Origin of the sequence: Pseudomonas sp. Root401 (assembly GCF_001425105.1) — a bacterium.
GTDB classification, from domain to species: domain Bacteria; phylum Pseudomonadota; class Gammaproteobacteria; order Pseudomonadales; family Pseudomonadaceae; genus Aquipseudomonas; species Aquipseudomonas brassicacearum.
This window is the reverse complement of the sequence record NZ_LMDO01000012.1, coordinates 631,068-643,473: the sequence shown is the minus strand read 5'-3', so window position 1 is coordinate 643,473 and position 12,406 is coordinate 631,068. Positions and strand designations below refer to the sequence as shown.

General features: G+C 62.1%; 11 protein-coding genes. 4 read left to right on the top strand and 7 right to left on the bottom strand.

Features of this window, described 5'->3' with window-relative positions; translation table 11 throughout:
* Positions 1–769: 769 nt before the first annotated feature.
* The 6 genes from fba to tkt form a co-directional block, all read right to left on the bottom strand.
* Positions 770–1,834 carry a class II fructose-bisphosphate aldolase gene (gene fba / locus ASC85_RS12850; RefSeq protein ID WP_003177554.1) on the bottom strand — a complete coding sequence of 355 codons (1,065 nt, stop codon included), beginning with the start codon at positions 1,832–1,834 and terminating at the stop codon, positions 770–772.
* A gap of 269 nt (positions 1,835–2,103) precedes the next feature.
* Positions 2,104–2,436, bottom strand: coding sequence for an MliC family protein (locus ASC85_RS12845; RefSeq protein WP_003206388.1), 333 nt, complete (start codon positions 2,434–2,436; stop codon positions 2,104–2,106).
* 56 nt (positions 2,437–2,492) lie between these two features.
* A complete protein-coding gene (locus ASC85_RS12840; protein ID WP_014340623.1) occupies positions 2,493–2,717 on the bottom strand; it encodes a hypothetical protein in 225 nt (74 codons plus the stop codon).
* Between the two features lie 31 nt (positions 2,718–2,748).
* Positions 2,749–3,912, bottom strand: a complete 1,164-nt coding sequence (locus ASC85_RS12835) for a phosphoglycerate kinase (RefSeq protein WP_057449573.1) — start codon at positions 3,910–3,912, stop codon at positions 2,749–2,751.
* Positions 3,913–3,936: 24 nt separating this feature from the next.
* Entirely contained in the window at positions 3,937–4,992 is a 1,056-nt protein-coding gene (gene epd / locus ASC85_RS12830) for an erythrose-4-phosphate dehydrogenase (RefSeq protein ID WP_014340625.1), read from the bottom strand.
* 198 nt (positions 4,993–5,190) lie between these two features.
* Positions 5,191–7,188, bottom strand: coding sequence for a transketolase (gene tkt, locus ASC85_RS12825; RefSeq protein WP_057449572.1), 1,998 nt, complete (start codon positions 7,186–7,188; stop codon positions 5,191–5,193).
* Between the two features lie 40 nt (positions 7,189–7,228).
* Between tkt and ASC85_RS32115 the strand changes: the two genes are divergently transcribed.
* From ASC85_RS32115 to metK, 3 genes are read left to right on the top strand one after another with little or no spacing between them, the layout of a single operon-like run.
* Positions 7,229–7,450: a hypothetical protein gene (locus tag ASC85_RS32115; protein WP_139209484.1), complete on the top strand. Its 222-nt coding sequence runs from the start codon at positions 7,229–7,231 to the stop codon at positions 7,448–7,450.
* 11 nt (positions 7,451–7,461) lie between these two features.
* Positions 7,462–8,457, top strand: coding sequence for an ArsR/SmtB family transcription factor (locus tag ASC85_RS12820; protein WP_057449571.1), 996 nt, complete (start codon positions 7,462–7,464; stop codon positions 8,455–8,457).
* 19 nt (positions 8,458–8,476) lie between these two features.
* Positions 8,477–9,667: a methionine adenosyltransferase gene (gene metK / locus ASC85_RS12815; protein ID WP_013694443.1), complete on the top strand. Its 1,191-nt coding sequence runs from the start codon at positions 8,477–8,479 to the stop codon at positions 9,665–9,667.
* Between the two features lie 190 nt (positions 9,668–9,857).
* Here the strand turns inward: metK and ASC85_RS12810 are convergent, their stop codons facing one another.
* Positions 9,858–10,478: a LysE family translocator gene (locus tag ASC85_RS12810; RefSeq protein WP_027912928.1), complete on the bottom strand. Its 621-nt coding sequence runs from the start codon at positions 10,476–10,478 to the stop codon at positions 9,858–9,860.
* Between the two features lie 206 nt (positions 10,479–10,684).
* On the opposite strand from ASC85_RS12810, the gene ligB reads away from it, so the two are divergent.
* Entirely contained in the window at positions 10,685–12,358 is a 1,674-nt protein-coding gene (gene ligB, locus ASC85_RS12805; RefSeq protein ID WP_057449570.1) for an NAD-dependent DNA ligase LigB, read from the top strand.
* The last annotated feature ends 48 nt before the right edge of the window (positions 12,359–12,406 follow it).

Sequence of the window (12,406 nt, the reverse complement as noted above, 5' to 3'; positions counted from 1 at the left end):
TGCTCCGTGGGCCCGCCGCGAAGGGCCATCCATGGCCCAGCGCGGCTAACCCGGCATCCATGCCGGGTTGCCCACTCCACAATGCCTGCGTTCGGCCAGCGTGGTTAACGGGGCGCCGAGATCAACGGCCTTTCCGAGGCGGCCTAGTAGCCGACCTGGCTCTCCCGGTCGTACACCCATCAGCTCTGTTTGAGCAGGACCTGTGGGAGCAAAGCTTGCTCGCGATAGCGATCGATCAGCTTGCATCAGCGCTGGATGTGCCACCGTCTTCGCGAGCAAGCTTTGCTCCCACAGATCTGACAGGTGTACGACCGCAAGAGCCAAGCCGGCTGTCAGGCCGCCTCGCGAGCAAGCTTTGCTCCCACACACACCTGCTCCCACAGGGGAAACGCGGTCCCCATTAAGAGCCAGGTCGGCTATAAGGCCGCCTCGGCGTGGACGTTGATCTCGGGCGCCCCGTTAACCACGATGGCTGAACGAAGGTGTTGCGCAGTGGGCACCTCGGCATGGATGCCGAGGTAGCCGCGCTGGGCCATGGATGGCCCTTCGCGGCGGGCCCACGGAGCAATGCCTTCGTTCAGGCATGCCGAGCCCTAGCGAGGCACCGAGTGGTGGGGCAAAAGCGTTTTGCTTACTTTTGCGCTCTTCAAAAGTGAGCCGCCGTCAGGGCGGAACCCTAAGCAGCCGTTACCCAAAAAACGGATCTACACACAAATCCAAAACATAAAAAAACCCGCATCACTGCGGGCTTTCTAACAACGCTAAAACATCAATTAACCTTAGCGTTCAACTCACCTTTCAAATACCGCTGATACATAGCCTCCAGCGAGATCGGCTTGATCTTGGAAGCATTACCCGCAGTACCAAACGCCTCATAACGCGCAATACACACATCACGCATCGCGGTCACGGTCGCACCGAAGAACTTACGCGGATCAAACTCACTCGGATTGGTCGCCATCAAACGACGCATCGCACCAGTAGAAGCCAGGCGCAGATCGGTATCGATGTTGACCTTGCGCACGCCGTACTTGATGCCTTCGACGATTTCTTCAACCGGCACGCCGTAGGTCTCTTTGATGTCGCCACCGTACTGGTTGATGATCGCCAGCCACTCTTGTGGAACCGAGGAAGAACCGTGCATCACCAAGTGAGTGTTGGGAATGCGCTTGTGGATTTCCTTGATGCGGTCGATCGCCAGCACGTCGCCGGTTGGCGGCTTGGTGAACTTGTAGGCGCCGTGGCTGGTGCCGATGGCGATGGCCAGGGCGTCGACCTGGGTCTTCTTGACGAAGTCCGCCGCTTCTTCCGGATCGGTCAGCATCTGGCTGTGGTCCAGCACGCCTTCGGCGCCGATGCCGTCTTCTTCACCGGCCATGCCGGTTTCCAGCGAACCCAGGCAACCCAACTCACCTTCCACCGACACGCCGCAGGCGTGGGCCATGGCCACGGTCTGTTGGGTGACGCGTACGTTGTATTCGTAGTCGGTCGGGGTCTTGCCGTCTTCGCCAAGGGAACCGTCCATCATCACCGAGCTGAAGCCCAGTTGGATGGAACGCTGGCAGACGTCCGGGCTGGTGCCGTGGTCCTGATGCATGCACACCGGGATGTGCGGGAATTCTTCGATCGCAGCCAGGATCAGGTGACGCAGGAACGGCGCGCCAGCATATTTGCGGGCACCGGCCGAAGCCTGGACGATCACCGGAGAGTCAGTCTTGTCAGCGGCTTCCATGATGGCGCGCATCTGCTCAAGGTTGTTGACGTTAAAGGCTGGAACGCCGTAGCCGAACTCGGCTGCGTGGTCCAGCATCTGACGCATGCTGATAAGTGCCATTGTGTCTCTCTCCCGGTCGAGGGTCGTTAATCGTGCCAGCCTGCCGGAGCGGCGGCGGCTATTCAAGTCATTGCGGATCGGGGGTCGGCCCGAGCTGCGTGTTCGGTATCGCTAAACCCAAATACTGACGCAATCCCTGTGGGAGCGAGCTTGCTCGCGATGAGGGCGGCACATGCGACATCACTGTCGCCTGATACACCGCTATCGCGAGCAAGCTCGCTCCCACATGGGTTCTGCTCCAGCCTCTGGATCCGTGTGGATCAATCTTGTCACTCGGCCTTGCAGCCACGCCCAATCAAGTCATTGGTGGCGACCCAATACACCAGGCCTTCCTCACCCTTGACGTGAAACGCCAGCATGTCATCGCTGTACAGTGAACCTTCAGCACCCGGCTCAAGCTTGAGGCGATAAACCTTATCGGCGCCGCCCAGGCGTACATCGACTTCCTTGTGGGCGGTGTCGGTGTAGCGCCAGAGCACCTTGGCCTCGCTGTCGCAGGTCCAGGTCGTCCAACCTTCAACAGGTTCGGACGTGTGCAAAAAGTCCAACTGCGCACAACCGCCCAGCAGTGCCAACGCCACGACGGCGATCAAGCCTTTCATCCGTGTTCCTCGACGGACGGCACACGCCGCCAGCCATGAGTTAAGAGTCAGCCCCGTCAAGGACAACCATGTTCCTTGGCCGGGGTTTGCGTCTCGTATTTGTCCAGGCCGTCCGGTCCGGAACGCTTGTTCAGCACCGGGTTGGTCTCGGCCTGCCAGTCGGCCTGGTAACAGCCGTCTTCGGGCGCCGGCGTGCCGGGTTGCGGGGCCGGAGCCTGCGGGCTGCTTGAGCAGGCCACCAGCATCGTCGCCGCCAACAGCAACGGGATCGTCTTGACCATCAGAACACTCCTTTGCCTGGTCAATGGTGCTTCAGGCCTTGGCCCGGCTTTCCAGGACTTCCACGGCAGGCAACACCTTGCCTTCGACGAACTCGAGGAATGCGCCGCCGCCGGTAGAAATGTAGGAGATCTGCGAGGCCACGCCATACTTGTCGATGGCCGCCAGGGTGTCACCGCCACCGGCGATGGAGAACGCAGCGCTGTCGGCGATGGCCTGGGCCAGCACCTTGGTGCCGTTGCCGAACTGGTCGAACTCGAACACGCCGACCGGGCCGTTCCACAGGATGGTCTTGGAAGATTTCAGCAGTTCGGCGAAGTTGGCTGCGGTTTGCGGGCCGATGTCGAGGATCATGTCGTCCTCGGCGACGTCATCGATCAGCTTGACGGTGGCGGTGGCGCTTTCTGCGAATTCCTTGGCCACGACCACGTCCACCGGCAACGGTACGCTGACCTTGGCGGCGATTTCCCGGGCGGTGTCCAGCAGGTCCGGTTCGTACAGGGATTTGCCGACCGGGTGACCCGCAGCGGCGAGGAAGGTGTTGGCGATGCCGCCACCGACGATCAACTGGTTGCAGACCTGGCTCAGGCTGTTGAGCACGTCCAGCTTGGTGGAGACCTTGGAGCCGGCAACAATGGCAGCCATCGGCTGGGCCGGGGAGCCCAGGGCCTTGCCCAGTGCGTCCAGCTCGGCAGCCAGCAACGGGCCTGCGGCGGCGACTTTGGCGAACTTCGCCACGCCATGGGTCGAACCCTCGGCGCGGTGGGCGGTGCCGAAGGCGTCCATCACGAACACGTCGCACAGGGCGGCGTATTGCTGGGCCAGTTCGTCAGCGTTCTTTTTCTCGCCCTTGTTGAAGCGCACGTTTTCGAACAGCACGACATCGCCGGCCTTCACGTCCACGCCGCCCAGGTAGTCAGCGACCAATGGCACTTCGCGGCCCAGGGCACGACTCAGGTAATCGGCCACAGGCTTGAGGCTGTTTTCCGCCGAGAACTCACCTTCGGTCGGACGGCCCAGGTGGGAGCAGACCATCACGGCCGCACCTTTTTCCAGGGCCAGCTTGATGGTCGGCAGCGAGGCCAGGATGCGCGCGTCGCTGGTGACAACACCGTCCTTGACGGGGACGTTGAGGTCTTCGCGGATCAGTACGCGCTTACCTTGCAGATCGAGGTCGGACATCTTCAACACGGTCATGGGTCGCAATTCCTGGGTAACTGTTTAGAGAGCAGGTTTTTTAGAAGCGGTTTGCAGGTAATGCTCGGCAACGTCCAGCATTCGGTTGGCAAACCCCCATTCGTTGTCGAACCAGGCCAGGATGTTCACAAGCCGCGGCCCGGAAACACGGGTCTGACTGGCATCGACGATGGCCGAATGTGGGTCATGGTTAAAATCACAACTGGCATGAGGCAACTCGGTGTAGGCCAGAAGACCTTTGAGCGGACCGCTGGTGGCGGCTTCGCGCAGGATCCGGTTGACCTCGGTGGCGTCGGTATCGCTCACGGTCTGCATCGTAATGTCGAGGCAGGACACGTTGACCGTCGGCACCCGCACGGCTTTGGCCTGAATTCGCCCCGCAAGTTCCGGCAACAGCCGTTCGATGCCGCGCGCCAGACCAGTGGACACCGGAATCACCGATTGGAACGCCGAACGGGTGCGGCGCAAATCCTCATGGTGGTAGGCGTCGATCACCGGCTGGTCGTTCATCGCCGAGTGAATGGTGGTGATCGACACGTATTCCAGGCCAATGGCCTGGTCCAGCAGGCGCAACAGCGGCACGCCGCAGTTGGTGGTGCAGGACGCGTTGGACACCAGCAGCTCTTCGCCGGTCAGGCAATCCTGGTTCACGCCGTAGACGATGGTGGCGTCCACGTCCGCTTCACTGGCCATCGGCTGCGAAAACAGCACCCGTGGCGCGCCGGCAGCGAGAAAACGCTGGCCGTCTTCGCGGGTGTGATAGGCGCCGGAGCACTCGAGCACCAGATCGACATCCAGGGACGCCCAATCGATGCCTTCGGGGGTGGCACTGCGCAAGACCTTCACGCAGTCGCCGTTAATATGCAGACAATCGCCCTCGACCCGCACTTCGCCGGGGAACCGGCCGTGGGTGGAGTCAAAGCGTGTCAGGTATTCGATGCTGGCCATGTCGGCCAGGTCATTGATCGCCACAATCTCGAAACCGGCCTTGGCCCCTCGCTCGAACAACGCACGCAGGACGCAACGACCTATCCGGCCGTAGCCGTTGAGTGCAACTTTGTAGGGACGCGGTTGGGGCATGGGGCTCTCGATAGTCGCGGGGAAACGAATTCGTGTTAACCACACAAATCCCTGTAGGAGCTGACGAGTGAAACGAGGCTGCGATCTTTCCCCTGACGCTTGAATCTCAAGTGAAAGATCAAGATCAAAGGATCGCAGCCTCGCTTCACTCGTCAGCTCCTACAGGAAGCGCGGTGGTCTCGACCACCGCGTCGTGTCTTAGTCTTCCAGCAGCTCTTCAGCCTGACCCAGGATATTTTCCAGGGTGAAGCCGAATTCCTCGAACAGCGCCGGCGCAGGCGCCGATTCGCCGTAGGTGGTCATGCCGATCACGCGACCTTCCAGGCCCACGTACTTGTACCAGTAATCGGCGTGAGCAGCCTCGATGGCGATCCGCGCACTGACCTGCAGCGGCAACACCGCTTGCTTGTAGCCAGCATCCTGGGCGTCGAACACGCTGGTGCAAGGCATGGACACTACGCGTACGTTGCGGCCCTGCTCGGTCAGCTTGTCGTAGGCCTGGACGGCCAGGCCGACTTCGGAACCGGTGGCGATCAGGATCAGTTCAGGCTCGCCGATGCAGTCCTTGAGCACGTAGCCGCCGCGGGTGATATCACCGATCTGGTCGGCATCGCGGTTCTGGTGCTGCAGGTTCTGGCGGGAGAAGATCAGCGCCGATGGACCGTCGTTGCGCTCGATGGCGTGTTTCCAGGCCACCGCCGACTCCACGGCATCGCAAGGGCGCCAGGTGTCCAGGTTCGGCGTGCAACGCAGGCTCGCCAGTTGCTCGATCGGCTGGTGAGTCGGGCCGTCTTCGCCCAGGCCGATGGAATCGTGGGTGAACACATACAGGATGCGTTTTTTCATCAGCGCCGACATGCGCACTGCGTTGCGGGCATATTCCATGAACATCAGGAAGGTCGCGCCGTAAGGCACCAGGCCGCCGTGCAGCGCCACACCGTTCATGATCGCGCTCATGCCGAACTCGCGAACGCCGTAGTACATGTAGTTGCCGCTGGCATCTTCCGCGCTGACGCCTTTGCAGCCTTTCCACAGGGTCAGGTTGGAACCGGCCAGGTCGGCCGAACCGCCCAGCAGTTCCGGCAGCAATGGGCCGAAGGCGTTCAAGGTGTTCTGGCTGGCCTTGCGGCTGGCGATGGTTTCACCCTTGGCGGCGACTTCAGCGATGTACGCCGAGGCTTTTTCGGCGAAGTCCGCCGGCAGCTCGCCACTGAGGCGACGCACCAGCTCGTTGGCCAGCTCAGGGAATTCGGCGGAATACGCGGCGAAACGCTGATCCCATTCGGCTTCGAGCGCGCGGCCTTTTTCCTTGGCATCCCACTCGGCGTAAATGTCGGCCGGGATTTCGAACGGGCCATGGTTCCACTTCAACGCGGCGCGGGTCAGGGCGATTTCCTCGGCACCCAGTGGCGCGCCGTGGCAGTCTTCCTTGCCTTGCTTGTTCGGCGAGCCGAAACCGATGGTGGTCTTGCAGCAGATCAGGGTCGGCTGGGCGCTTTTGCGGGCGGTCTCGATGGCGGTCTTGATCTCTTCAGGATCGTGGCCGTCGACGTTGCGGATCACCAGCCAGTTGTAGGCTTCGAAACGCTTGGGAGTGTCGTCGGTGAACCAGCCTTCGACTTCGCCATCGATGGAGATGCCGTTGTCGTCATAGAAGGCGATCAGCTTGTCCAGGCCCAGGGTGCCGGCCAGGGAGGCGACTTCATGGGAAATGCCTTCCATCATGCAGCCATCACCCAGGAACACGTAGGTATGGTGATCGACGACGTTATGGCCGGGGCGGTTGAATTGCGCTGCCAGGACTTTTTCTGCCAAGGCAAAACCCACGGCGTTGGCCAAGCCCTGGCCCAATGGACCGGTGGTGGTTTCCACGCCTGGGGTGTAGCCGTATTCCGGGTGGCCCGGGGTGCGGCTGTGCAGTTGGCGGAAGTTTTTCAGGTCATCGATCGACAGGTCGTAGCCGGTCAGGTGCAGCAGCGAGTAGATCAACATCGAGCCGTGACCGTTGGACAGTACGAAACGGTCACGGTCGGCGAAGGCTGGGTTGCTCGGGCTGTGCTTGAGGTAGTCGCGCCAAAGCACCTCGGCGATATCCGCCATACCCATGGGGGCACCGGGATGGCCGCTGTTGGCTTTCTGCACGGCATCCATGCTGAGGGCACGAATGGCATTGGCACGCTCACGACGGCTGGGCATCGCTGTTCTCCTGCGGGTATTGAATCGAGAATGAATAAAAATGGAACTGAAAAAAGGCGAGCATTTTCCCTCACCCACCCACCCCGGGGCAATGACAGATAGTCATCCTTGGGCGTTTTTCCGGTGGATAAAGTCGCATTCGCCAGGTGAAACCTTTCCGCTGATGGCTTGTAGAGTCAAGCACAGGTTGGGAAGTGCCATTTATCCACCAATATCAAAACTTTTTGATATTGAACTTGCGGTGATCCAAACCCCTCACTAGACTGCCGCACTATGAACTTACCTGCGCCCTCCATTCGCCATGACGACTGCGATGAGCTGGCGGCCCTTTGCAAGGCCGGCGGCGATCCGTTGCGGCTCAATGTATTGCGCGCCCTGGCCAACGACTCGTTCGGCGTGCTGGAGCTGGCGCAGATCTTCGGCATCGGCCAGTCCGGCATGAGCCACCACCTCAAGGTCCTGGCCCAGGCCGACCTGGTGGCGACCCGCCGCGAAGGCAACGCCATTTTCTATCGCCGTGCCCTGCCCCACACCGACCTGTTGGGCGGCAAGCTGCACGCGGCGCTGCTGGACGAAGTGGACGCGCTGAACCTGCCGACCGACGTACAGGCTCGCATCGCCCAGGTACACGGGCAACGGGCCGCCGCCAGCCAGGATTTTTTCGCCCGGGTCGCCGAGAAATTTCGCGCCCAGCAAGACCTGATCGCCGGCTTGCCGCAATACCGCGAAAGCGTCGTGGCGCTGCTCGACAAACTCAGCTTCGAAGCCACGGCCACGGCGATCGAAGTCGGCCCCGGTGATGGTGCTTTCCTGCCGGAACTGGCGCGGCGCTTCAGCCAGGTGACGGCACTGGACAACAGCCCGGCCATGCTCGAACTGGCGCGCCAGGTGTGTGAACGCGAGGCCCTGGCTAACGTCAGCCTGCAACTGGCCGATGCGCTGGATGGCATGAGCCTGCAGGCCGACTGCGTTGTCTTGAACATGGTGCTGCATCATTTCGCCGCGCCGGCCGATGCACTCAAGCACATGGCCGGCCTGCTGCAACCGGGCGGCAGCCTGCTGGTGACCGAGTTATGCAGCCACAACCAGAGCTGGGCCAGGGAGGCCTGCGGCGATCTCTGGCTCGGTTTTGAACAGGACGACCTGGCCCGCTGGGCCACCGCTGCGGGCCTCGTGCCCGGGGAAAGCCTCTATGTAGGCTTACGTAATGGTTTCCAGATCCAGGTTCGCCACTTTCAGCGGCCGACTGGCGACACTCACCAACGGTAACTTGTAGGAAAACATCGAGATGAGCGAATACTCCCTTTTCACCTCCGAGTCCGTGTCTGAAGGGCATCCGGACAAAATCGCCGACCAGATTTCTGATGCGGTGCTGGACGCCATCATTGCTGAAGACAAGTTCGCCCGCGTGGCGTGCGAGACTCTGGTGAAAACGGGCGTGGCGATCATCGCCGGCGAAGTCACCACGTCGGCCTGGGTCGACCTGGAGCAGATCGTCCGCGACGTCATCCTGGGCATTGGCTACAACAGCTCCGACGTCGGCTTCGACGGCGCGACCTGTGGCGTGATGAACATCATTGGCAAGCAGTCCCCCGACATCAACCAAGGCGTTGATCGGGCCAAGCCTGAAGACCAGGGCGCCGGCGACCAGGGCCTGATGTTCGGCTACGCCAGCAACGAGACCGACGTGCTGATGCCGGCCCCGATCACCTTCTCGCACCAGTTGGTTCAACGCCAGGCCGAGGCCCGCAAGTCCGGGCTGCTGCCTTGGCTGCGCCCGGACGCCAAGTCCCAGGTGACCTGCCGTTACGAAGGCGGCAAGGTGGTGGGTATCGACGCCGTTGTCCTGTCGACCCAGCACAATCCAGAAGTGTCCTACAAAGATCTGCGCGAAGGCGTGATGGAACTGATCGTCAAGCACGTGCTGCCTGCCGAACTGCTGTCCAAGGACACCCAGTTCCACATCAACCCGACTGGCCAGTTCATCATCGGCGGCCCGGTGGGCGACTGCGGCCTGACCGGTCGCAAGATCATCGTCGACAGCTACGGCGGCATGGCCCGTCACGGCGGCGGCGCGTTCTCCGGCAAGGACCCATCGAAGGTTGACCGTTCGGCGGCCTACGCCGGTCGTTACGTCGCCAAGAACATCGTCGCCGCCGGCCTGGCCGAGCGCTGCGAGATCCAGGTGTCCTACGCCATTGGCGTGGCGCAGCCTACGTCGATCTCGCTGAACACCTTCGGCACCGGCAAGATCGGCGATGACAAGATCATCAACCTGGTCCGTGAAGTGTTCGACCTGCGTCCATACGCCATCACCACCATGCTCGACCTGCTGCACCCGATGTACCAGGACACTGCAGCCTATGGCCACTTCGGTCGTACGCCGCAGACCAAGACCGTGGGTGACGATACGTTCACCACGTTCACCTGGGAAAAAACCGACCGCGCCGACTCCCTGCGCGCCGCTGCCGGCCTGTAATACCCGCGTGTAAAAAAAAGCCCCTGGCGACCGGGTCGCCAGGGGCTTTTTCATGCCAGGCTCTTGAGGCGAGAGAATTTATCTGTGGGAGCAAGGCTTGCCCGCGATGAGGACAACGCGGTCCCTGCGGTAACGAGGTGCCTGTATCGCGGGCAAGCCTTGCTCCCACAAAATCCCCTCGTCATGGCGCTCAAGTCCGCCGTGCCACCAGCAAAAACGAAGCCGCACTGGCCAGCAGCCCTGCACACATCCGATTGAACAGGCGCTTGCCACTGGGCCGGGCGAACAGCCGCCGCGCGTAAATGCCCATGTAGCAATACAGGCCTATGGCGATGCACTCCAGTGCCAGGAACAAACCTCCCAGCACGGCGAACTGTTGGGTGACGGTACCTGTTCGGTCGACGAATTGCGGCAGGAACGCGGTGAACAACAGGATCGCCTTCGGATTGCCGATCGCCACCAGGAACTCCTGGCGCGCCAGGCCAGCCCGGCTCATCGACGCGACCGCGGCTTCACTGCCGGCCTCAGGCTGGGCCCGCCACAATTGCACAGCCAAATAGAACAGGTAAGCGGCACCGACGAGCTTGATCCCCAGGAACAGCAACTCCGAGGTGTGCAGCACGGCGGTAAGCCCCACCGCTGCCAGGGCGATCATGATCGCAAACGCCAGTAGCCGACCGATGCCGCCGCTGCACGCCCGGACGAAGCCATAACGCGAGGCGTTACTGATGGACAGCAGGTTGTTCGGCCCCGGCGCCATGTTCAGCGCAAAGCAGGCCGGGATGAAAACAGCGAGCGTCGACAGTTCCATCGGGAGCATTCCAGGCAGCGGCGAATCGAAAGCCCATTTTGCGCCGGCCGTTGACGAGGACAAGGGACAGTTGCACGGCTAAATCGCCTCGCACTGTACCGCCGCGATTTTGCCACCAGGCCTCGCAAAATCCGGTAACGCTCCGGGCCTCGCAACTTCCGGGACGGTGGCTAGCCTTCAGTACTCAACCAAGCAAGGATGCTTCGATGCCACCGTTTTTGTATGCACTCGCCTGTCTTGTCTTCATTGTCACTCCTGCGCTCGCCGCGCCCTGTCCCGACTGGCCCACTGAACGCGCCCGGGCCGAGATCGCCGCGCTGCAACAGCAAATCGACACTTGGGACGAGCGCTATCACCGCCTCGGCCAATCGTTGGTGGCCGACGAACTGTATGATCAGTCCCGCGCACAGCTGGGCCAATGGCACAGTTGCTTCAACCTCACGGCGCCCGACGATCCGCTGCGCTCAGCAGGCGGGAAGGTACCGCACCCCGTGGTCCATACCGGCCTGGAAAAGCTGAAGGACGCCGACGCCGTGGGGGCCTGGCTGCGCGGCCGGGAGGACGTCTGGGCCCAGCCGAAAGTCGACGGCGTGGCGGTCACCCTGGTCTATCGCAAGGGTAGCCTGCATCAGGCAATCAGCCGTGGCGATGGCGTCCAAGGACATGACTGGACCACGAATGCGCGCAAGATCGGCGCCATCCCCCAGCGACTGCACCAGCCCGTAGACCTGGTCGTCCAGGGCGAGTTGTACTGGCGCCTGGAGGCCCATGTCCAAGCCAGCAGCGGCAGCGTAAACGCCCGCGGGACCATGGCAGGCTTGATGGCACGCAGCAATTTGACGGTACACGATGGGGTGTATATCGGCCTGTTTGTCTGGGACTGGCCGGAAGGGCCGGACACCCTGCCCGAGCGAATGGCCGCGCTGAACGCCTTGGGCTTCGCTGACACCCTCGACTACAACCAACCTGTGCGGACATTGGTCGATGCCGAGCAGTGGCGCGATCACTGGTATCGCACACCGCTGCCATTCGCCAGTGACGGGATCGTCCTGCAGCAGAGCCGCCGCCCACCCGCCAACCGCTGGCAGGCCAGGGCGCCGTTCTGGAGCGTGGCCTGGAAATACCCGTATGCCCAGGCGCTGGCCGAAGTGCGCAAGGTGCACTTCAAGGTCGGTCGTACCGGACGCATCACGCCCGTACTGGAGCTTGAACGTATCCGGCTCGACGATCGATGGATTCGTCGGGTAAGTGTCAGCTCCCTCAAGCGCTGGAAGGAGATGGACATTCGCCCCGGCGACCGGGTTGCTATCAGCCTGGCCGGGCTGACCATCCCACGGCTCGACAGCGTCGTGCTGCGCAGCGTCGAGCGGCAGGACCTCAACGCCCCTGCGGAAACCGATTATCACTTCTTGAGTTGCTGGCAACCGACACCTGGCTGTGAAAGCCAGTTCCTCGCGCGACTGGGCTGGCTCAGCGGCAAACAAGGGCTTGCCCTGCCCCACGTCGGCCCCGGCACTTGGGAAAAACTGCTGGCCGCCGGACGACTCGACGGATTGCTGGATTGGATGACCCTCGATGCCGCCGAGCTTGCTAACATTGCCGGCTTCGGCGAACACAGCAGCACCCGCCTGCTCGCCAGCCTGCACAGCGCCCGACAACGCCCTTTCGAGCAATGGCTCAAGGCCCTGGGCCTGCCGCCCGCTGGTGAGGCCCGGCTAGAGGGACCGTGGCAGGTGCTGGCCGAACGCACTACCGAACAATGGCAAGCCGAGGCCGGCATCGGACCGGGACGCGCCGCGCAACTGAGCGCATTTTTTCGCGACCCGCAGGTGCTGGCCTTGAGTGACGTATTACGCACTGCCGGGGTCGACGGTTTTTAATCCGGGCCCTGTGCGGTTGAACCCAAGGGGCAAGCATGCGTTCCAACA